The sequence below is a fragment of the Paenibacillus sp. FSL L8-0340 genome (assembly GCF_038593145.1).
GTDB lineage: Bacteria > Bacillota > Bacilli > Paenibacillales > Paenibacillaceae > Paenibacillus_AQ.
In genome coordinates, this window is record NZ_CP151967.1 from 6,715,802 (window position 1) to 6,734,235 (window position 18,434).

General features: G+C 46.3%; 31 protein-coding genes. 2 read left to right on the forward strand and 29 right to left on the reverse strand.

Annotated features, from left to right (window positions below; translation table 11 throughout):
* Window positions 1-5: 5 nt before the first annotated feature.
* The 27 genes from map to NST07_RS30935 all read right to left on the reverse strand — a co-directional run bounded on the left by map (window position 6) and on the right by NST07_RS30935 (window position 13,888).
* The gene (gene map, locus NST07_RS30805) at window positions 6-758 is read right to left on the reverse strand and encodes a type I methionyl aminopeptidase (protein ID WP_341096601.1); all 753 of its coding nucleotides are present in this window, start codon (window positions 756-758) and stop codon (window positions 6-8) included.
* A gap of 4 nt (window positions 759-762) precedes the next feature.
* Window positions 763-1,407 (reverse strand): adenylate kinase, encoded by a 645-nt coding sequence (locus tag NST07_RS30810; RefSeq protein WP_038597049.1) that lies wholly within the window; start codon window positions 1,405-1,407, stop codon window positions 763-765.
* A gap of 97 nt (window positions 1,408-1,504) precedes the next feature.
* Window positions 1,505-2,803 (reverse strand): preprotein translocase subunit SecY, encoded by a 1,299-nt coding sequence (gene secY / locus NST07_RS30815; RefSeq protein WP_341096602.1) that lies wholly within the window; start codon window positions 2,801-2,803, stop codon window positions 1,505-1,507.
* The gene (gene rplO, locus NST07_RS30820) at window positions 2,803-3,243 is read right to left on the reverse strand and encodes a 50S ribosomal protein L15 (protein ID WP_020427058.1); all 441 of its coding nucleotides are present in this window, start codon (window positions 3,241-3,243) and stop codon (window positions 2,803-2,805) included. The genes secY and rplO overlap by 1 nt, the downstream gene beginning before the upstream one ends.
* Before the next feature lie 40 nt (window positions 3,244-3,283).
* The gene (rpmD, locus tag NST07_RS30825) at window positions 3,284-3,469 is read right to left on the reverse strand and encodes a 50S ribosomal protein L30 (RefSeq protein ID WP_019908243.1); all 186 of its coding nucleotides are present in this window, start codon (window positions 3,467-3,469) and stop codon (window positions 3,284-3,286) included.
* 14 nt (window positions 3,470-3,483) lie between these two features.
* Window positions 3,484-3,981, reverse strand: coding sequence for a 30S ribosomal protein S5 (rpsE, locus tag NST07_RS30830; RefSeq protein ID WP_036652980.1), 498 nt, complete (start codon window positions 3,979-3,981; stop codon window positions 3,484-3,486).
* 27 nt (window positions 3,982-4,008) lie between these two features.
* Window positions 4,009-4,377: a 50S ribosomal protein L18 gene (gene rplR, locus NST07_RS30835; RefSeq protein WP_038597055.1), complete on the reverse strand. Its 369-nt coding sequence runs from the start codon at window positions 4,375-4,377 to the stop codon at window positions 4,009-4,011.
* 84 nt (window positions 4,378-4,461) lie between these two features.
* Complete coding sequence (gene rplF / locus NST07_RS30840; RefSeq protein ID WP_038597058.1) at window positions 4,462-5,004, reverse strand: 50S ribosomal protein L6; 543 nt, start codon at window positions 5,002-5,004, stop codon at window positions 4,462-4,464.
* Between the two features lie 30 nt (window positions 5,005-5,034).
* Window positions 5,035-5,433, reverse strand: a complete 399-nt coding sequence (gene rpsH / locus NST07_RS30845; RefSeq protein ID WP_019908239.1) for a 30S ribosomal protein S8 — start codon at window positions 5,431-5,433, stop codon at window positions 5,035-5,037.
* A gap of 32 nt (window positions 5,434-5,465) precedes the next feature.
* Window positions 5,466-5,651: a type Z 30S ribosomal protein S14 gene (locus NST07_RS30850; RefSeq protein WP_036589425.1), complete on the reverse strand. Its 186-nt coding sequence runs from the start codon at window positions 5,649-5,651 to the stop codon at window positions 5,466-5,468.
* Window positions 5,652-5,696: 45 nt separating this feature from the next.
* Complete coding sequence (rplE, locus tag NST07_RS30855) at window positions 5,697-6,239, reverse strand: 50S ribosomal protein L5 (RefSeq protein WP_038597061.1); 543 nt, start codon at window positions 6,237-6,239, stop codon at window positions 5,697-5,699.
* Between the two features lie 30 nt (window positions 6,240-6,269).
* The gene (gene rplX / locus NST07_RS30860) at window positions 6,270-6,623 is read right to left on the reverse strand and encodes a 50S ribosomal protein L24 (protein WP_019908235.1); all 354 of its coding nucleotides are present in this window, start codon (window positions 6,621-6,623) and stop codon (window positions 6,270-6,272) included.
* Between the two features lie 60 nt (window positions 6,624-6,683).
* Window positions 6,684-7,052: a 50S ribosomal protein L14 gene (gene rplN / locus NST07_RS30865; protein WP_019908234.1), complete on the reverse strand. Its 369-nt coding sequence runs from the start codon at window positions 7,050-7,052 to the stop codon at window positions 6,684-6,686.
* 39 nt (window positions 7,053-7,091) lie between these two features.
* Window positions 7,092-7,358: a 30S ribosomal protein S17 gene (rpsQ, locus tag NST07_RS30870; RefSeq protein ID WP_038597064.1), complete on the reverse strand. Its 267-nt coding sequence runs from the start codon at window positions 7,356-7,358 to the stop codon at window positions 7,092-7,094.
* A 43-nt stretch (window positions 7,359-7,401) separates the two neighbouring features.
* Window positions 7,402-7,599 carry a 50S ribosomal protein L29 gene (rpmC, locus tag NST07_RS30875; protein ID WP_019908232.1) on the reverse strand — a complete coding sequence of 66 codons (198 nt, stop codon included), beginning with the start codon at window positions 7,597-7,599 and terminating at the stop codon, window positions 7,402-7,404.
* A complete protein-coding gene (rplP, locus tag NST07_RS30880) occupies window positions 7,589-8,023 on the reverse strand; it encodes a 50S ribosomal protein L16 (protein WP_036652954.1) in 435 nt (144 codons plus the stop codon). Before rplP ends, rpmC begins: the two co-directional genes overlap by 11 nt.
* Before the next feature lie 2 nt (window positions 8,024-8,025).
* Window positions 8,026-8,691 (reverse strand): 30S ribosomal protein S3, encoded by a 666-nt coding sequence (rpsC, locus tag NST07_RS30885; protein WP_038597067.1) that lies wholly within the window; start codon window positions 8,689-8,691, stop codon window positions 8,026-8,028.
* A 13-nt stretch (window positions 8,692-8,704) separates the two neighbouring features.
* A complete protein-coding gene (rplV, locus tag NST07_RS30890; protein ID WP_019908228.1) occupies window positions 8,705-9,037 on the reverse strand; it encodes a 50S ribosomal protein L22 in 333 nt (110 codons plus the stop codon).
* Window positions 9,038-9,068: 31 nt separating this feature from the next.
* On the reverse strand, window positions 9,069-9,347 hold the full coding sequence (gene rpsS, locus NST07_RS30895; RefSeq protein WP_019908227.1) for a 30S ribosomal protein S19: 279 nt from the start codon (window positions 9,345-9,347) through the stop codon (window positions 9,069-9,071).
* A 76-nt stretch (window positions 9,348-9,423) separates the two neighbouring features.
* Window positions 9,424-10,254 (reverse strand): 50S ribosomal protein L2, encoded by an 831-nt coding sequence (rplB, locus tag NST07_RS30900; RefSeq protein ID WP_038597071.1) that lies wholly within the window; start codon window positions 10,252-10,254, stop codon window positions 9,424-9,426.
* A 27-nt stretch (window positions 10,255-10,281) separates the two neighbouring features.
* Window positions 10,282-10,575: a 50S ribosomal protein L23 gene (gene rplW, locus NST07_RS30905; RefSeq protein WP_019908225.1), complete on the reverse strand. Its 294-nt coding sequence runs from the start codon at window positions 10,573-10,575 to the stop codon at window positions 10,282-10,284.
* A complete protein-coding gene (rplD, locus tag NST07_RS30910) occupies window positions 10,575-11,198 on the reverse strand; it encodes a 50S ribosomal protein L4 (protein WP_038597074.1) in 624 nt (207 codons plus the stop codon). The genes rplW and rplD overlap by 1 nt, the downstream gene beginning before the upstream one ends.
* A gap of 25 nt (window positions 11,199-11,223) precedes the next feature.
* Entirely contained in the window at window positions 11,224-11,847 is a 624-nt protein-coding gene (gene rplC, locus NST07_RS30915) for a 50S ribosomal protein L3 (protein ID WP_076112955.1), read from the reverse strand.
* A 44-nt stretch (window positions 11,848-11,891) separates the two neighbouring features.
* Window positions 11,892-12,200 (reverse strand): 30S ribosomal protein S10, encoded by a 309-nt coding sequence (rpsJ, locus tag NST07_RS30920; RefSeq protein ID WP_017692074.1) that lies wholly within the window; start codon window positions 12,198-12,200, stop codon window positions 11,892-11,894.
* 355 nt (window positions 12,201-12,555) lie between these two features.
* Window positions 12,556-12,888, reverse strand: a complete 333-nt coding sequence (locus NST07_RS30925; protein WP_341379932.1) for a methyl-accepting chemotaxis protein — start codon at window positions 12,886-12,888, stop codon at window positions 12,556-12,558.
* Window positions 12,885-13,109: a hypothetical protein gene (locus tag NST07_RS30930; protein ID WP_341096608.1), complete on the reverse strand. Its 225-nt coding sequence runs from the start codon at window positions 13,107-13,109 to the stop codon at window positions 12,885-12,887. The genes NST07_RS30925 and NST07_RS30930 overlap by 4 nt, the downstream gene beginning before the upstream one ends.
* Window positions 13,110-13,174: 65 nt before the next feature.
* The gene (locus NST07_RS30935) at window positions 13,175-13,888 is read right to left on the reverse strand and encodes a Crp/Fnr family transcriptional regulator (RefSeq protein ID WP_341096610.1); all 714 of its coding nucleotides are present in this window, start codon (window positions 13,886-13,888) and stop codon (window positions 13,175-13,177) included.
* 165 nt (window positions 13,889-14,053) lie between these two features.
* Between NST07_RS30935 and NST07_RS30940 the strand changes: the two genes are divergently transcribed.
* Both NST07_RS30940 and NST07_RS30945 read left to right on the forward strand, forming a co-directional pair.
* The gene (locus NST07_RS30940) at window positions 14,054-14,503 is read left to right on the forward strand and encodes a V4R domain-containing protein (RefSeq protein ID WP_341096612.1); all 450 of its coding nucleotides are present in this window, start codon (window positions 14,054-14,056) and stop codon (window positions 14,501-14,503) included.
* A gap of 28 nt (window positions 14,504-14,531) precedes the next feature.
* Complete coding sequence (locus NST07_RS30945) at window positions 14,532-14,879, forward strand: cupin domain-containing protein (RefSeq protein WP_342437337.1); 348 nt, start codon at window positions 14,532-14,534, stop codon at window positions 14,877-14,879.
* A gap of 137 nt (window positions 14,880-15,016) precedes the next feature.
* Here NST07_RS30945 and tuf read toward each other — a convergent pair whose 3' ends face one another.
* On the reverse strand, window positions 15,017-16,207 hold the full coding sequence (gene tuf / locus NST07_RS30950; RefSeq protein WP_038597087.1) for an elongation factor Tu: 1,191 nt from the start codon (window positions 16,205-16,207) through the stop codon (window positions 15,017-15,019).
* A gap of 109 nt (window positions 16,208-16,316) precedes the next feature.
* On the reverse strand, window positions 16,317-18,395 hold the full coding sequence (gene fusA / locus NST07_RS30955) for an elongation factor G (protein WP_342480716.1): 2,079 nt from the start codon (window positions 18,393-18,395) through the stop codon (window positions 16,317-16,319).
* Between the last annotated feature and the right edge of the window lie 39 nt (window positions 18,396-18,434).

Below are 18,434 nucleotides of genomic sequence, written 5' to 3' on the forward strand. Positions count from 1 at the left end.
ATCACCTACGCATTCAGTTTAGTGAAAATTTCCATGCCGTCCGGTGTAACTGCTACTGTATGTTCGAAGTGAGCACACAATGAGCCGTCTACCGTAACGACCGTCCAGTTATCTTCCAGCGTTCTGACATATCTGTCCCCTACGTTCACCATCGGCTCAATCGCGAGTACCATACCCGGTTTCAGACGTGGTCCGCGGTCCGCTATGCCATAGTTCGGAATTTGCGGTTCTTCATGCAGTTTTGCCCCGATGCCGTGACCCACATACTCTCGTACGACGGAGAATCCGGCGTCTTCAATAGTTTGCTGGATCGCATGGGAGATTGTAAACAAGCGCACATCCGGTTTGACTAACGCCAGTCCTGCGTACAAGGAGCCTTCCGTGACGTCCAGCAAGCGCTGAGCTTCATCAGAAATGCTGCCCACTCCGTAGGTCCAAGCGGAATCACCGTGATAACCGCGGTACTCTGCACCGATATCAAGCGTTATTATATCGCCTTCCATCAATTTGCGTTTACCCGGAAATCCATGCACCAATTGTTCGTTGACTGAAGCGCAAATGCTGGCAGGAAAACCGTTGTAACCTTTGAAAGACGGCACAGCACCTTGACTGCGAATGTATTGATCGGCGATTCTGTCGAGCTCTCCGGTTGTGATACCAGGCTGGATAGCCTCTGCAATCAACCGGTGACTCTCGGCAACAATTCGACCAGCTTCCCTCATAAAGGCAAGTTCCTGTTCGGATTTACAAATGATCATTACATTAACCTCGCAACAAAGATACGATTTCGGAAGTAACGACATTGATTTCGTTTTCTCCGTTTACCTGACGCAAAAGACCTTTATTCTCATAAAACGCAAGCAGCGGTGCTGTCTTGTTATCATACTCATCCAGACGCTTGCCTACGCTCTCTTCGTTGTCATCCGGACGTTGATACAACTCACCGCCATCAATGTCGCAAATGCCTTCTTGCTTCGGCGGGTTGAAAATTAAATGGTAGGATGCTCCGCAAACTCTGCAGATTCTACGTCCCGTAAGACGCGCCATCAGCAGTCCACGGTCTACATTCAAGTTGATTACATGATCCAATGAAATATTGAGGCGGCTTAAGATATCTTCCAGCGCTTCCGCTTGCGAAAGGGTTCTTGGAAAGCCATCCAATAAGAAACCTTTTTCGCAATCGGACTGCTGAAGCCGTTCTTCAACGATCCCAATAGTCACATCATCAGGTACAAGCAAGCCTTGCTCGGTGTAAGATTTGGCCTTCAGTCCGACCGGAGTACCCTGCTTGATTGCCAAGCGGAAGGCGTCACCTGTCGAAATATGCGGAATGCCAAGCTCTTTAACGATAACTGCTGCTTGTGTCCCCTTGCCTGCCCCAGGAGGGCCCATGAATAGAATGTTCACGATTTCTCTCTCCCCCCAAAAGTTCGCCACCAAGCAAGAAACAGCACAATAGGTGCCGGGAAGTCTGTAAATCTCATGCTTCGCCGGAACCTATCCACTATTTATTGATGAAGCCTTTGTAATGGCGTTTGATCAATTGGCTCTCGATCTGCTTCATGGTATCCAGTGCTACACCAATTACGATCAGGATGGATGTACCACCAATCTGAACCGAATCTGGTAGACCGGAGAGCTTCCCGAAGAATACAGGAAGTACGGATATAAACGCCAAGAACAGCGCGCCGGACATAGTCAGACGGGACATTACCTTGGTGAGATATTTCTCCGTTGCTTTACCAGGACGGATGCCCGGGATATAACCGCCATTCTTCTTCATGTTATCGGCCATCTGCTGTGGATTCATCTGAACAAACGTATAGAAGAACGTAAATCCAATAATCATAAGCACATACAGAACCATACCGAGAGGCTCATTAAACTTCAGGTTGCCAGCAACCCATTTCGCCCACTCATGTGTTGACCAGAAGCTGGAGAGTACCACCGGGAATTGCAGTAGAGAAACAGCGAAAATGACAGGAATAACGCCTGCTGCGTTAATCTTCAGCGGAATATGCGTATTCTGTCCACCATACATCTTGTTGCCGACTACGCGTTTGGCATATTGCACAGGAATCTTACGAATCCCTTGCTGTACGAAGATTACTCCAACAATAATCGCCGCAACCAAGATCAACACGATAACGACTTTAAGAATATTCAGGAACATCTGATCCGGCTGTATAAAGCTGGACTGAGCCGTGGCCGTGATATGTCCCGGTATGGCAGCGACGATTCCCGCAAAAATCAGGATCGAAATCCCGTTTCCTATTCCCTTTTCCGTGATCTGCTCACCCAGCCACATCAGGAACGATGTACCTGCAGTCAGAATGATCGCGATAAGCAGGTAATCCGCAAAGGTTGCATTCGGAATCATCTCAGTGCTGTAGATCCGGTTGAATCCGATTGAAGTCGCAAAAGCTTGAATCAAACCGAGCACTACTGTGCCGTAACGGGTCACTTGCGCTAGCTGCTTTTTCCCGTGTTCCCCTTGTTTAGCCCATTCGGCAAACTTAGGGATAACATCCATCGACAGCAATTGCACGATGATCGATGCGGTAATGTACGGGTAAATACTAATCGCAAAAATCGAGAAGTTTTTGAGCGCTCCGCCCGAGAAGGTGTTCAGAAGACCCATCAAAGCGTCGCCGCTTTGATTTGTTGTTTCCAGTACTTCTTTGTTCACACCAGGAACCGGTACAAACGAACCGAGTCGGTAGATGATCAGAACGAGCAGGGTAAACAGGATCTTTTTGCGCAAATCTTCAATATGCCATATATTCTTAAGCGTCTTGAACATTAGATCACCTCGGTTTTACCGCCGGCAGCCTCGATTTTCTCTACCGCAGATTGAGAGAACTTATTTGCTTGTACAGTCAATTTAACGGCTAGTTCGCCGTTACCGAGAATCTTAATGCCGCTTTTGGAATTCTTGACAACACCAGTTTCAATCAGCAACTGTGGAGTCACTTCAGTTCCTTCAGCAAAGCTATTCAGATCTTCCAGGTTCACAATCGCATACTCTTTACGGGTAGGATTGATGAAACCACGTTTAGGCAGACGACGATAGAGTGGGTTTTGTCCACCCTCGAAGCCGGGACGAACACCACCGCCGGAACGGGAGTTTTGACCCTTATGACCGCGACCGGAAGTTTTTCCGTTACCGCTACTAGGTCCGCGACCAACGCGATTGCGTTCTTTGCGGGAACCCGGAGCTGGAGCAAGTTCATGTAACTTCATCGTTTGCACCTCCTTATGTTTGTTAATTTATACGAGGCGTTTAGCCTTCGATTTCTGTAACGGACAGCAAGTGGCTCACTTTGTTGATCATTCCGCGAATTGCAGGAGTGTCATTGTGAACCACGGACGAGTTAGTCTTACGCAGGCCGAGCGTCTTAACAGTAACACGTTGTGTTTCTGGACGTCCAATTACGCTGCGTACGAGGGTAATTTGCAATTTTGCCATTGACGTTCCCCTCCTTAACCGCGCAATTCTTCGACAGATTTGCCGCGAAGTTTCGCGACCTCTTCAATGCGTTTCAGACGGGAAAGACCCTCTAAAGTTGCATTGACCATGTTCATGGAATTCGAAGAACCCAAAGATTTTGTCAAGATGTCGCCAACGCCTGCCAATTCCAATACCGCACGAACTGGACCGCCGGCAATAACGCCAGTACCTTCTGATGCTGGTTTCAGCAGCACGCGTCCTGCGCCGAAATGTCCAGTAACCAGATGGGGAATCGAAGTTCCTACGATTGGAATGTGAATCAGGTTTTTCTTGGCGTCTTCAATGCCTTTACGGATGGCATCCGGAACTTCGCCGGCTTTACCGATACCAGCACCAACGTAGCCGTTGCCATCGCCCACAACAACAAGTGCACTAAAGCTGAAACGGCGTCCGCCTTTTACAACTTTTGCTACACGGTTAATGTGTACAACTCTTTCTGTCAGCTCTAAACTGTTCGGATCTACACGCAAGTCGTTAACCTCCTTTTAAGAAATATTCTAGAATTCAAGACCAGCTTCGCGAGCTGCATCAGCCAAAGCCTGAATTCGTCCATGGTACAAGTATCCACCGCGGTCAAATACAACCACTGCATAACCTTTAGCTTTAGCACGCTCAGCGATCAGTTGACCTACTTTGCTTGCAGCTTCAACGCTGCCGCCATTGCCGATTGTAGCGCTCAGATCTTTATCAAGTGTCGAGGCGGATACGATTGTAACGCCTGTCACGTCATCGATCAATTGAGCGTAGATGTGTTTCGAAGAACGAAACACGTTCAAACGTGGACGCTCAGTAGTTCCCTGGATTTTTTTACGAACACGCAGGTGTCTTTTGAGACGAGCCTTGTTTTTATCCTCTTTTGTAATCATGACTTCCCTTTCACTCCCTTCAGTTTGCCGTAAACAGCTTCACTTTAAGATGCACGGGGTATCTTACAATGAAGAGTAAGCCGATTATTTCTTCTTACCGGCTTTACCTTCCTTGCGGATGATACGCTCGCCTTCATATTTGATACCTTTACCTTTATACGGTTCTGGTTCACGTACGGAACGGATTTTGGCAGCATAAGCGCCAACGCGTTCTTTATCGATACCTTTAACGATGATCTTCGTGTTCGCAGGAACTTCGAACTCGATGCCCGCTTCCGGTGTAATTTCAACCGGGTGGGAGTAACCAACGTTCAGAACGATTTTATCTCCGGATTTGCTTGCACGATATCCGACCCCAACCAGCTCCAGAGATTTCGAGAAACCTTCAGTCACACCGCTCACCATGTTGTTGACAACGGAGCGGGTTGTGCCGTGAAGTGAACGATGCAATTTGTTGTCCGACGGGCGGACAACGGTGATTTCGTTATTTTCAACTGTAACCTTCATGTCTTTATGAAGCTCACGAGTCAAAGTGCCCTTAGGACCTTTTACTGTAATAACGGCGTTGTCCAAAGTGACATCTACACCGCTAGGTACTGCGATTGGTTTGCGACCAATACGAGACATGTGTTGCACCTCCTTATCTTGTGACGTTTATTACCAAATGTAGCAGACAACTTCTCCGCCCGATTTTGATTGACGAGCTTCTTTGTCGGTCATAACTCCCTTAGATGTGGAGATAATCGCGATTCCTAGGCCGCCGAGTACACGAGGCACTTCATTGCTCTTCGTGTAAACGCGAAGGCCTGGTTTACTGATTCTTTTCAGACCAGAGATAACGCGCTCTTGGTTAGGGCCGTATTTCAAGAAGATACGGATAATCCCTTGTTTGCTATCTTCAACGAATTCCGCATCACGGATGAAACCTTCACGCTTCAAGATGTCCGCGATTTGTTTTTTCATAGTAGAAGCAGGCATTTCTACTGTCTCGTGACGCACAGTGTTGGCGTTACGAATACGAGTAAGCATATCTGCAATAGGATCAGACATAGTCATGTGTGTAAACCTCCTTCCCGTTTATAAACTTCTTACCAACTTGCTTTTTTCACGCCAGGGATCTGGCCTTTATAAGCTAACTCACGGAAACAAATTCTGCAAATTTTGAACTTTTGCAGTACCGAATGTGGACGACCGCAACGCTCACAACGTGTATATGCACGTACTTTGAACTTAGGCTCGCGTTGTTGTTTAACTTTCATCGAAGTTTTTGCCACTTTAGCCTGACACCTCCTAAACAGTTTCGGAGAAATGGATGATTCTTACTTAGCGAAAGGCATTCCCAGCTGATTCAGCAGCTCACGGGATTCCTCATCCGTCTTTGCAGTCGTTACGATAACGATGTCCATACCGCGGACCTTATCCACTTTGTCATACTCGATTTCTGGGAAGATCAGTTGTTCTTTAAGACCAAGCGTGTAGTTACCACGGCCGTCAAAGGCTTTAGTGGAAACACCGCGGAAGTCACGTACGCGTGGAAGCGTTACGTTGAACAATTTGTCCAGGAAGTAATACATACGCTCGCCGCGCAGTGTTACTTTAACCCCAATCGGCATGTTTTCGCGCAGTTTGAAACCGGCGATGGATTTTTTAGCTTTAGTGATTACTGGCTTTTGACCAGCGATCAGTTGCAAGTCATTAACTGCAGCATCAAGTACTTTGGAGTTCTGAACAGCGTCACCCACACCCATGTTGATGACAACCTTCTCGATTTTAGGTACTTGCATAACAGTTGTATAGTTAAACTTCTGCATCAGAGCAGGTGTTATTTCATTCAAATAACGTTCTTTCATTCTTGCTGCCATGAAGATTTACCTCCTTTCTTTAGGACTGTATTAGTCGATAATCTCTCCGGATCTCTTTGCTACCCGAACCTTCTTACCGTTATCGAGTACTTTGTAACCGATACGAGTAACTTTACCGCTCTTCGGATCAATGTGCATTACGTTGGACACATGAATCGAAGCTTCTTGTTCGATGATTCCGCCTTGCGGATTCAACTGGTTAGGCTTCTGGTGTTTTTTCACCATGTTCACGCCTTCTACCAGGACGCGGTTTTCACGAGGATAAGCAGCGATGACACGGCCTTTTTTACCTTTGTCTTTCCCGCTGATCACAAGTACCACATCATCTTTCTTCACATGCAGTTTATTGTTATGGGATTCCAGAACTTTTTTCACTCTAGGCATTTATTACACCTCCTATGACTAACCTTCTCAGAACTTCACGTTACTTTATGGGTAACTTTATTAGATTACTTCCGGTGCCAAGGAAACGATCTTCATGTAGTCTTTATCGCGAAGTTCGCGAGCAACTGGTCCGAAGATACGTGTTCCGCGTGGGCTTCTGTCGTCTTTAACAACAACAGCTGCATTTTCGTCGAATGCGATGTAAGAACCGTCTTTACGGCGCACAGAACGTTTAGTACGAACAACCACCGCTTTAACAACATCACCCTTTTTGACAACGCCGCCTGGTGTTGCTTGTTTAACGGAACAAACGATCAGATCACCGATTGCTGCTGTACGGCGTCCAGTACCACCCAGTACGCGGATACACATCAGTTCCTTCGCACCAGAGTTATCAGCCACATGCAAACGTGTAAATGGTTGAATCATTATTAATTTCCTCCTTCCGGAAAGGCTCTGCTCATTATCTTAGATGATAACCGCTTTTTCAACCACTTCAACAAGTCTCCAACGTTTGTCTTTAGACAAAGGACGAGTTTCCATGATTTTTACAGTATCACCGATTTTAGCAACGTTTTCCTCATCATGTGCTTTGAATTTATTCGTAGACTTGATGCGTTTGTGATACAAGTTGTGTTTCTTATAGGTTTCAACAGCAATTACGATGGTTTTATCCATTTTGTCGCTGACTACTTTACCGATCAGCACTTTACGTGCATTACGTTCTTCGCTCATAGTTAGCCTCCTTCCTGATTACGGATCATTAATCCGCCCTCACTTAGCTGATCCCGAGTACTCTTTGATGGATAACGGTTTTAGCACGAGCTATTTCCTTACGCACATCACGAATCCGAGTCGGGTTATCCAATTGGCCAGTTGCCAATTGAAAACGGAGATTGAAAAGTTCTTCTTTGAATCCTGCGATCTTTTGTTCAATCTCGGCAGTGGTTAAGTTGCGAAGTTCATTAGCTTTCATTTGCTTCACCACCCAATTCTTCACGTTTCACAAACTTAGTCTTGATAGGCAGCTTGTGAGCGGCAAGACGCATCGCTTCACGAGCGATTTCTTCCGACACGCCTCCGAGTTCGAACATAATCTTGCCCGGTTTAACTACGGCTACCCATTTCTCAACGTTACCTTTACCACTACCCATACGAACCTCAAGAGGTTTTTGAGTAATAGGCTTATCTGGGAAAATCTTGATCCAAACTTGACCGCCACGTTTGATGTAACGTGTCATTGCGATACGGGCAGCTTCGATCTGACGGTTAGTGATCCAAGACGGCTCCAAAGCTTGCAAGCCGAATTCGCCGAAGTTCAATTCGGTACCGCCTTTTGCCATACCCTTCATGTGACCGCGTTGTTGCTTGCGGTGTTTAACGCGTTTTGGTACCAACATGATTAGTTGCCTCCTTCCTGAGCAGCTTGTTTCTTAGCTGGGGGAAGAACTTCTCCACGGTAGATCCATACTTTTACACCGATACGGCCGTAAGTAGTATGTGCTTCAGCCGTTCCGTAATCGATATCGGCACGAAGCGTATGAAGTGGAACTGTTCCTTCGCTATAACCTTCTGAACGGGCAATCTCAGCGCCGCCAAGACGTCCGCCAACTTGAGTTTTAATTCCCTTTGCACCGGAACGCATAGTTCTTTGAATTGCTTGTTTCAGAGCACGACGGAACGATACACGACGTTCCAATTGTTGTGCAATGCTTTCAGCAACAAGAATTGCATCCAGTTCAGGGTGCTTAATTTCGTTGATGTTGATGTGAACCTTTTTGCCACCAGCGATAGTTGTAACTGCGCTGCGAAGTACTTCTACTTCTGCTCCGCCTTTACCAATTACCATACCTGGTTTAGCAGTATGAATTGTAACGTTCACGCGGCTTGCCGCTCTTTCGATCTCGATGCGGGAAACAGCGGAATCCTTCAACTTACCTTTAAGGTATTCCCGGATTTTGACGTCTTCCATTAAAAGAGTACCGAAATCTTTGCCTGCATACCATTTAGATTCCCAATCGCGAATAATTCCGACTCGGAGTCCGACTGGATTTACCTTTTGACCCACGTGTTATCCCTCCTTATTTCTCAGATACCACCAAAGTAATGTGGCTGGTACGTTTATTGATCCGACTTGCACGGCCCATGGCGCGTGGACGGAAACGCTTCATCGTAGGACCCTGGTTAACGAAAACTTCGCTAACGAACAAACTGTTCACGTCCATAGAGTAGTTATGCTCAGCATTGGCGATCGCCGAGTTAAGCAACTTCTCAACTACTGGAGAAGCGGATTTTGGAGTGTGGCGAAGAATTGCAATTGCTTCCCCCACTTGCTTGCCGCGAATCAAGTCAACAACCAGTTTCGCTTTGCGAGCGGAAATCCGCACCGATCTTGCATGTGCTTTTGCTTCCATTGTTTTCCCTCCTCTCAAACGAAGACCTTAATTATCTTCTTGTTTTCTTATCGTCACCCGCGTGGCCTTTGTAAGTACGTGTTGGCGCGAACTCGCCCAACTTGTGACCTACCATATCTTCCGTTACGTATACTGGCACGTGTTTACGGCCGTCATATACACCAAACGTATGTCCGATAAACTGAGGGAAAATGGTTGAGCGACGGGACCAGGTTTTAACAACGACTTTCTTATCTGCCGCGTTCAATTCCTCAACTTTTTTCAGCAGGTAGCCATCGATGAACGGCCCCTTCTTTAAACTGCGACCCATGTGTGAATCCTCCCTTCATCCGGTTCTTCAAACCGCGAATCGACGCTTCGCGTTAAGCTAACTTGCCAGAAGCGTCTTATTTCGTGCGGCGGCGAACGATATATTTATCAGATGCTTTGTTTTTCTTACGCGTTTTGTAGCCGAGGGTTGGTTTACCCCAAGGTGACATAGGCGATTTCCGTCCGATTGGAGCGCGGCCTTCACCACCACCGTGTGGGTGATCGTTAGGGTTCATTACAACACCGCGTACTTCAGGACGTTTGCCCAGCCAGCGACTGCGTCCGGCTTTACCAATCTTGATCAGTTCATGATCACCGTTACCTACGGATCCGATCGTTGCACGGCATACGCTGAGGATTCTGCGAACTTCACCGGAAGTCAAACGAACAGAAACGTATTTTTCTTCTTTGCCCAGCAATTGAGCTTCTGTACCGGCAGCGCGTACCAACTGGCCGCCTTTGCCTGGTTTAAGTTCAATGTTGTGGATAACTGTACCAACTGGAATGTTCGCCAGCGGAAGGCTGTTACCAATTTTGATGTCAGCCGCAGGGCCGGACTCAATCTTATCCCCAACTTTAAGGCCTTGAGGAGCGAGGATGTAACGTTTCTCTCCATCAGCATAGTGGATCAAAGCAATATTGGATGTACGGTTCGGGTCATACTCGATCGTAGCAACGCTACCTGGTATGCCGTCTTTAGTCCGTTTGAAGTCGATGATACGGTATTTACGTTTGTGTCCGCCGCCATGGTGACGAACTGTAATTTTACCTTGGTTGTTACGGCCCGCATGTTTGAACAGCGGCGCAAGCAAAGATTTCTCTGGCTCATTTGTTGTGATTTCTTCAAACGTAGACACGGACATGTTACGTCTGGCCGGAGATGTCGGTTTGTACTTTTTGATTGGCACTGTATTCCCTCCTTACTTTACAGAGTATTATTCTACCGCTTCAAAGAATTCGAGCGGTTTGCTGTCCGGGCTGAGTTTCACGATGGCTTTTTTCCACTCTGGAGTATATCCGGAGTATTTGCCGTAACGTTTCAGTTTGCCAGGTACGCGCATTGTGTTCACACTAACTACTTTAACTTTGAAAATAGCCTCGACAGCTTTTTTGATTTCGGTCTTGTTAGCACGGATATCCACTTCAAAAGCGTATTTCAATTCGCTCATGTATTCGGATGTGCGTTCCGTAATCACCGGACGTTTAATAATATCACGAGGATCTTTCATTACGCGAACACCTCCTCTACCTTCAGAACTGCTTCTTTAGTGATGATCAGTTTGTCGTACGTCAGTACGTCAAGAACATTGATGCCGTCAGCCGCTACGAATTTCACCCCAGGGATGTTACGAGCGGAAAGTGCCACATTGTCATCATAGCTAGGAGCTACGATCAGGGCTTTGCTGCCTACTTTAAGATTGTTCAGAATCGCTGCGAATTCTTTCGTTTTCGGAGCATTCATTGTCAAGCTATCCAATACGATAATGTCATTCCCGAGCACTTTCGAGGACAACGCAGATTTGATGGCCAAACGGCGAACTTTCTTAGGCAGTTTCCAGGAATAGCTGCGTGGTGTTGGTCCGAAGACTACGCCGCCGCCTTTCCATTGTGGAGAACGAATGGAGCCTTGACGAGCACGACCTGTACCTTTTTGTTTCCAAGGCTTACGTCCGCCGCCACGCACTTCAGAACGTCCTTTTACTTTATGTGTACCACGACGAAGGGAAGCTCTTTGCATAAGCGCAGCTTCGTGCAGAACATGCACATTCGGTTCAATACCGAACACTGTATCGCTCAATTCAACTTCGCCAACTTCGTTACCACTAATATTAAAAAGTGTTACTTTTGGCATTTCATGTTCCTCCTTTCTTCAGTAATTATTTCTTAACGGTTTGTTTAACTTTCACAAAGCTGTTTTTAGGACCTGGAATAGCGCCTTTAACCAGCAATACGTTACGTTCAACGTCTACTCTGATGATTTCAAGCTTTTGAACCGTTACGGTCGTATGACCCATATGTCCTGGCAGGCGTTTGCCCTTTGGAACACGGTTAGCTTGGATGGAACCCATGGAACCTGGTCTTCTGTGGTAACGCGATCCGTGTGCCATTGGTCCGCGGCTTTGTCCCCAGCGTTTGATAACACCTTGGAAACCTTTACCCTTAGATGTACCTGTTACGTCAACAAATTCGCCTTCAGCGAAGATATCAGCCTTCAGCTCTTGTCCAACCTCGAGTGCCCCGAGGTCAACACCGCGAATTTCGCGAACGTAGCGCTTAGGTGTTGCATTTGCCTTTTTGGCGTGACCCTGTTCAGGCTTGTTGGAGCGACTTTCCTTCTTATCGGAAAAGCCCAACTGCACTGCTTCATATCCGTCGATATTCAGGTCTTTCTTTTGCAGTACCACACAAGGACCAGCTTCGATAACCGTAACCGCGATTACGTTACCTTCTGGAGTAAACACTTGAGTCATACCGAGTTTTTTTCCTAAGATACCTTTCAATGTTGACACCTCTTTTCTTTTCCTAGTTACTTTAATAGATAGTATTACAATTTGATTTCGATATCTACACCGGACGGTAGATCCAAGCGCATCAAGGCATCCACAGTTTGTGGTGTTGGGTTCACAATATCGATCAAACGTTTGTGAGTCCGTTGTTCAAACTGTTCACGGGAATCCTTGTACTTGTGTACCGCACGGAGAATAGTAATGATTTGCTTCTCAGTTGGCAGCGGGATCGGCCCGGATACACCAGCACCCGAACGTTTTGCTGTTTCAACGATTTTCTCTGCGGATTGATCAAGAATTCTGTGGTCGTATGCTTTCAAGCGGATACGAATTTTTTGCTTTGCCATTTTAGTCCCTCCTTCTATCGCCCAATTTATTATCGGACATACTCCGTGAAAATTTTCTGACGTCGACCTCATGGCAAAGGGGCCGGGTGTGTCAGTAACCTCTCACATCATCGCAACGTCTCAGAACAACATTTATTATTATATATAATAGGCGGACACTTTGCAAGCAAAAACACAAAACAACTCATGATTTTTTTCATAAGTTGTTTTCTTTCTATATATATGACACATATGTGGTCGTTTCTAATTAAAGACCCTCTGTAGCTGAACGGAAATACTCAGCTGAGGCGGCAGAATGTTGCCGTTGTAGAGCCGACTCTTTCGATAGTTTGAATCAACACTCTTATCTCTTCTTCTATGTTGACAATTTCCTGGGTGCTGGTCTGCATGGAATCCAAGATTTCACTAAACAGCCGGCGGTCTCAACAGATTGATGTCTACCGCTCTTAGTCAGTTCCTGTACCTTGCGGATCTCTTTAACAACCTGAGATGTCAGCATCCCTGATAGATGGGTTAGCTCGCCGATGCGTACAACGATATTCTTGGTATCCTCGGCCAGTCGGTTGACCTCCTGCGCAACTACGCTGAAGCCTCTGCCATACTCTCCAGCCCTCGCAACTTTTATAGTAGCATTGAGTGAAAGAATTTTGGTCTGATCGGCAATTTCCTGAACAGCTGCAACAATCATCTGGATTTGCTGTGATGAGCTCTTAGTTCATTCACCGACCGTTCCATTTCATTGGTGCTTTCATAAATCAGATGGATTTGACCGGTAAGGCTGTCCAAGTGCTCATGCCTGTCCCTAGCCATCCCCTGAGACTCCTTAGCCGAATTGCAGTTCCGTTGGAACGTACTACTCACTTCGTCACTGCTTGCCACCAGCTGCTCTACAGCAGCGTTAGTATCCATGCTGAGATCTATTAACTCTCCGCTGAATTCCGCAATTTTGGTCGTTGATTGTCTTTTGATAGAATCTATTTTTTCATTTCTGCCATTTGATTCAGTGCTTTTAGATCTAAAATGTTTACCCTTCTTTTACGGACCGTGATAATCCCCATACTTTCCAGATAATTCAGCTTGCGGCTAAGGGTTTCGGCAGTAGCACCTATCATAGCGGCGAACTCTTTTTTGGCAGCTGGCAAATCAATGCTGTTACCTTGTTCACGGGAAGAATCATCCGATTGATTTCTGTTATGCAGATAAAGCAGCAACCGGGCGAGGCGTTTTTCTACATCATATATATGCATTGCACCAGCCAGCTCTTCAGCTTGATGCAACTGTTCGCTCATTGACATTAAAAAGCTGAATGCAAGCGCCGCGTTGTTCTCCAATAAAGGAACAAATTGTTTGCGGTGCATCCGGCATACACTTCCACTCTCTACAACTTCGGCTGTTACATAATTTTGTTTGTGGTGCAGCAAAGCAAACTGTCCGAAATAGTCGCCGGGGAACAAGAATCGGAGGATATGCTGCTTGCCTTCTTTATTACTCTGCGTGAGCTTAATGAGACCACTCTTTACTACAAAAAGCGAATCTGACTCTTCTCCCTCTCTGAACACGAGATTTCCTTTAGCATAATGGCTTGATTCTACTATCGCTTCTACCATTATCAATTCTTCATCTGATAGATTTTTGAATACGGGCACCTGAGAAACACAAGAATGTGAATTGCATACTGTGCATTCCATTCACTCACCCTCCTTTCTGCTATTCTCACCATAACAAGGATTTTAATGCTGCCCAGTGACTGCCCTCACAACTTTTTTCAAAAAAATTGATCTGCATCAAGGAATATCTTATCAATATCCGTCATAATGGGTCCTATAGAGAGATCTAAAGGAGATGGAGTATCTATGCTGCAATATACCTTCGAAGATATGAAAAGTATGGACAGATCTGTGCTCGGCAACATGGTCCCGCTTGAACTATTCCGCACCATCCGCCTTATCGGAATGAACCAGGGTCTCCCCCTTGGCGGTAAAGGAACTACACTTACTGTTGGCCGAAAAATCGGTGAGAGTCTACCAGTGAACACACTCGAAGAGTTACTACAATTATTCGAGGATTTGAAAATAGGGATTCCACGCATCCTGCATGAGGATGACCGCAAGATCAGCATCGCGGTGGAGGACTGCTTTTGCAAAGGTCTCCCTACACTGGAGGAAGAGAAACTGATTTGTGATTTGGAAGGAGCTATTCTGGAAGGGGCTTTATCCAAAATCATGGGAAGACGGATATCTGTCAGAGAAGTAAAATGCAATGCTGCAGGTCATGAGCATTGTGAGTATGAAGTTAAGCTTTAAGACATAATAAAAATGAAGGCAGGGATTGATGATGGAGAAAAAGACATTAGTAGAAGCAATTCAGTATCAGGAGGAACGGTTTACGAAGAAGATCCTGTTTCAAAAAGGCGATAGTGTAATGTTTATGCTTAATTTCATGCCAGGCCAACAACTTCCAGCGCATAAACATCCCGGAGCAGATGTATTCATCCTTGCTCTGAAGGGAAACGGAATCATTAATGTTAACGATGTAGAGCAGGATCTAGCTGAAGGTGATGTTATCCACCTCGCCGGTGATGAATCCTTTTCCTACCGTAACAATGGTCATCAACCCGCAAGCTTGCATGTGGTAATATCCAAAGTTCCAGGCCCAGCGTACACCCAAGAAATATCCTAATCGTTTCATTTGAATTCAACTCTATTTCCTGGTCTTTATTAGGAAATAGAGTTTTTTGTATGCAAAAAAACAGGGAGTCTTCCGGAGAAGAATCCCTGCCTTTATGGTTCAGCACTATCCTAACGGATAGAACCGAATTATTTTTGGATGGAAGCTACGCTACCTGCTCCAACTGTACGTCCGCCTTCGCGAATGGAGAATTTAGTACCTTCTTCAATAGCGATTGGGGAGATCAGGGAAACAGTTACTGTGATGTTGTCACCAGGCATAACCATTTCAGTACCTTCTGGCAGGTTGATGATGCCAGTTACGTCAGTTGTACGGAAGTAGAACTGTGGACGGTAACCAGTGAAGAATGGTTTGTGACGTCCGCCTTCTTCTTTAGTCAGAACGTAGATCTGAGCAGTGAACTCAGTGTGTGGTTTAACGGAGTTCGGCTTAGCAATTACTTGGCCGCGCTCGATCATGTTACGGTCAACACCACGCAGAAGTGCGCCGATGTTGTCGCCTGCTTGAGCGGAATCCAGCAATTTACGGAACATTTCAACGCCCGTAACTACGGATTTCTTAGTTTCTTCATGAATACCAACGATTTCGATTTCTTCTCCGACTTTAACTGTTCCGCGTTCTACGCGACCAGTTGCCACAGTACCGCGGCCAGTAATGGAGAATACATCTTCGACAGGCATCAAGAAAGGCTTGTCAGTTTGGCGTTCTGGAAGCGGAATGTACGTATCAATCGTTTCAAACATCTCAACGATTTTCTGTGCATAATCGCCATCAGGGTTTTGAAGAGCTTCACGAGCAGATCCACGGATGATTGGAGTATCATCGCCTGGGAAATCATATTCGCTCAGCAAGTCGCGAACTTCCATTTCAACCAGTTCAAGCAACTCTTCGTCTTCAACCATGTCGCATTTGTTCAAGAATACAACGATGTAAGGAACGCCTACTTGACGGGACAGCAGGATGTGTTCGCGAGTTTGTGGCATAGGGCCGTCAGCTGCGGATACAACCAGGATAGCTCCGTCCATTTGCGCTGCGCCAGTGATCATGTTTTTAACATAGTCGGCGTGACCAGGGCAGTCTACGTGTGCGTAGTGACGGTTAGGAGTTTCATATTCAACGTGAGCTGTGGAGATAGTGATACCACGTTCGCGTTCTTCAGGAGCCTTGTCGATTTGGTCGAATGCTACAGCAGCGCCACCGTATTTTTTGGACAATACAGTAGTGATTGCAGCAGTCAGAGTTGTTTTACCATGGTCGACGTGACCAATAGTACCGATGTTAACGTGTGGTTTGTTACGTTCAAACTTTGCCTTTGCCATTTGAACAGTTCCTCCTTATTGTGGGGTTCCTTATATTTGAGCCGCCGGGCTAGTTGCTTATCTAGGATGACTGATCGGTTGTACCCGGACAGCAAGTTAAAACAATTAATTATTCTCCGCCTTTGTTCTTAGCAACGATCTCTTCCGCAATGGATTTAGGAACTTCTTCATAGTGAGAAAGCTCCATGGAGAATACGCCGCGTCCTTGAGTACCAGAACGGAGTGTTGTGGAGTATCCGAACATTTCGGAAAGAGGCACCTTCGCACGGATAATTTGCGCTCCACCACGGGAATCCATACCTTCGATCCGACCGCGACGGGAGTTCAGCATACCCATTACATCACCCATATATTCCTCAGGAACAGTTACTTCCACTTTCATGATTGGCTCAAGCAGGACAGGCTTACACTTGTCTTTAGCTGCTTTGAGTGCCATCGATCCGGCAATTTTGAACGCCATTTCGTTGGAGTCAACATCATGATAAGAACCATCAACGATGGTAGCCTTAACGTCAACAAGCGGGAAGCCTGCGATAACGCCGTTTTTCATTTGCTCTTCAATACCGGCAAGTGCAGGAGCGATATACTCTCTAGGAACAGAGCCACCGACTACTTTACTTTCGAACTTGCTGCCAGTACCTGGCTCGAGAGGTTCAAATTCAACCCATACGTGACCGTACTGACCGCGACCGCCGGATTGGCGAACGAATTTACCTTCGACACGAGCTGGTGCTTTGAATGTTTCGCGGTAAGCAACCTGTGGTTTACCCACATTGGTTTCTACTTTGAATTCGCGGCGCATACGGTCAATGATAATATCAAGGTGAAGCTCACCCATACCTGCCAGGATCGTTTGGCCTGTTTCTTCATCAGTGTGAGCACGAAGAGTTGGATCCTCTTCAGTCAACTTACCGAGAGCAACACCCAGTTTATCTTGGTCAGCTTTGGTTTTTGGTTCAACTGCGATTTCGATAACCGGATCAGGGAAGTTCATGGACTCCAGAATAACCGGATGTTTCTCATCACAAAGTGTATCGCCAGTACTTGTGTCCTTCAGACCAACGGCTGCCGCGATATCACCAGCGTAAACGATGGAGATTTCTTGGCGGCTGTTCGCATGCATTTGCAGGATACGGCCGATACGCTCGCGTTTGTTCTTAGTAGCGTTAACTACATAAGAACCGGATTCCAGAACACCGGAATACACGCGGAAGAACGTGAGTTTACCCACATAAGGGTCTGTCATGATTTTAAATGCCAGTGCTGAGAATGGTTCTTCGTCCGAAGAGTGGCGAACCGCTTCAGTTCCGTCATCCAGATGACCTTGAATAGCCGGTACATCCAGTGGGGATGGCAGGTAATCAACGACAGCATCCATCATAAGTTGGACACCCTTGTTACGGTAGGAGGATCCGACAATTACAGGGAAGATCTTAACTTCTACAACGCCTTTGCGCAGAGCAGCTTTGATCTCATCAACTGAAATCTCTTCGCCTTCCAGGTACTTCATAGTCAGATCTTCGTCAAGTTCTGCTACTTTCTCGATCAACTCAAGACGCAGCCCCTCAACTTGTTCCAGATATTCAGACGGAATGTCCGTTACTTCAATATTTTGACCCAGATCGTCTTTAAACATATGAGCTTTTTGCTCAACCAGGTCAATAATACCAATGAAGTCGTTTTCGGCACCAATTGGCAGTTGAATAGCAACTGCATTGGCTTGCAAGCGATCACGCATGCTGTCGATAACGTTTAGGAAATCCGCACCGATAATATCCATTTTATTTACATATGCGATCCGGGGAACGCCATAACGGTCAGCCTGTCTCCATACGGTTTCAGACTGAGGCTCAACGCCCTCTTTCGCACTGAAAACGCCTACTGCCCCATCCAATACACGAAGGGAACGTTCAACTTCAACTGTGAAGTCAACGTGTCCAGGGGTATCAATGATATTGATGCGGTGACCTTTCCATGCAGCAGTTGTAGCGGCGGAAGTAATAGTAATTCCGCGCTCCTGTTCTTGCTCCATCCAGTCCATTGTAGCAGCACCCTCGTGAACTTCACCGATTTTGTGCGTACGGCCTGTATAGAATAGAATCCGCTCAGTGGTAGTAGTCTTACCAGCATCAATATGCGCCATGATCCCGATGTTACGTGTATTTTTTAAGGAGAACTCTCTTGCCATGAATTGGGTCTCCCTTCAAAATATAAGTTATTTGAACGG

What these genes read in the sequence shown, in the direction of transcription:
- map (WP_341096601.1), bottom strand. Translation starts at nt 758, where the DNA reads ATGATCATTTGTAAATCCGAACAGGAACTTGCCTTTATGAGGGAAGCT.
- secY (WP_341096602.1), bottom strand. Translation starts at nt 2,803, where the DNA reads ATGTTCAAGACGCTTAAGAATATATGGCATATTGAAGATTTGCGCAAA.
- rplO (WP_020427058.1), bottom strand. Translation starts at nt 3,243, where the DNA reads ATGAAGTTACATGAACTTGCTCCAGCTCCGGGTTCCCGCAAAGAACGC.
- rpmD (WP_019908243.1), bottom strand. Translation starts at nt 3,469, where the DNA reads ATGGCAAAATTGCAAATTACCCTCGTACGCAGCGTAATTGGACGTCCA.
- rplR (WP_038597055.1), bottom strand. Translation starts at nt 4,377, where the DNA reads ATGATTACAAAAGAGGATAAAAACAAGGCTCGTCTCAAAAGACACCTG.
- rplF (WP_038597058.1), bottom strand. Translation starts at nt 5,004, where the DNA reads ATGTCTCGTATTGGTCGCAAACCAATCGCAGTACCTAGCGGTGTAGAT.
- rpsH (WP_019908239.1), bottom strand. Translation starts at nt 5,433, where the DNA reads ATGACTATGTCTGATCCTATTGCAGATATGCTTACTCGTATTCGTAAC.
- rplE (WP_038597061.1), bottom strand. Translation starts at nt 6,239, where the DNA reads ATGGCAGCAAGAATGAAAGAACGTTATTTGAATGAAATAACACCTGCT.
- rplX (WP_019908235.1), bottom strand. Translation starts at nt 6,623, where the DNA reads ATGCCTAGAGTGAAAAAAGTTCTGGAATCCCATAACAATAAACTGCAT.
- rplN (WP_019908234.1), bottom strand. Translation starts at nt 7,052, where the DNA reads ATGATTCAACCATTTACACGTTTGCATGTGGCTGATAACTCTGGTGCG.
- rpsQ (WP_038597064.1), bottom strand. Translation starts at nt 7,358, where the DNA reads ATGAGCGAAGAACGTAATGCACGTAAAGTGCTGATCGGTAAAGTAGTC.
- rpmC (WP_019908232.1), bottom strand. Translation starts at nt 7,599, where the DNA reads ATGAAAGCTAATGAACTTCGCAACTTAACCACTGCCGAGATTGAACAA.
- rplP (WP_036652954.1), bottom strand. Translation starts at nt 8,023, where the DNA reads ATGTTGGTACCAAAACGCGTTAAACACCGCAAGCAACAACGCGGTCAC.
- rplV (WP_019908228.1), bottom strand. Translation starts at nt 9,037, where the DNA reads ATGGAAGCAAAAGCACATGCAAGATCGGTGCGGATTTCCGCTCGCAAA.
- rpsS (WP_019908227.1), bottom strand. Translation starts at nt 9,347, where the DNA reads ATGGGTCGCAGTTTAAAGAAGGGGCCGTTCATCGATGGCTACCTGCTG.
- rplW (WP_019908225.1), bottom strand. Translation starts at nt 10,575, where the DNA reads ATGAAAGATCCTCGTGATATTATTAAACGTCCGGTGATTACGGAACGC.
- rplD (WP_038597074.1), bottom strand. Translation starts at nt 11,198, where the DNA reads ATGCCAAAAGTAACACTTTTTAATATTAGTGGTAACGAAGTTGGCGAA.
- rpsJ (WP_017692074.1), bottom strand. Translation starts at nt 12,200, where the DNA reads ATGGCAAAGCAAAAAATTCGTATCCGCTTGAAAGCATACGACCACAGA.
- NST07_RS30925 (WP_341379932.1), bottom strand. Translation starts at nt 12,888, where the DNA reads ATGATTGTTGCAGCTGTTCAGGAAATTGCCGATCAGACCAAAATTCTT.
- NST07_RS30930 (WP_341096608.1), bottom strand. Translation starts at nt 13,109, where the DNA reads ATGGATACTAACGCTGCTGTAGAGCAGCTGGTGGCAAGCAGTGACGAA.
- NST07_RS30935 (WP_341096610.1), bottom strand. Translation starts at nt 13,888, where the DNA reads ATGGAATGCACAGTATGCAATTCACATTCTTGTGTTTCTCAGGTGCCC.
- NST07_RS30940 (WP_341096612.1), top strand. Translation starts at nt 14,054, where the DNA reads ATGCTGCAATATACCTTCGAAGATATGAAAAGTATGGACAGATCTGTG.
- NST07_RS30945 (WP_342437337.1), top strand. Translation starts at nt 14,532, where the DNA reads ATGATGGAGAAAAAGACATTAGTAGAAGCAATTCAGTATCAGGAGGAA.
- tuf (WP_038597087.1), bottom strand. Translation starts at nt 16,207, where the DNA reads ATGGCAAAGGCAAAGTTTGAACGTAACAAACCACACGTTAACATCGGT.
- fusA (WP_342480716.1), bottom strand. Translation starts at nt 18,395, where the DNA reads ATGGCAAGAGAGTTCTCCTTAAAAAATACACGTAACATCGGGATCATG.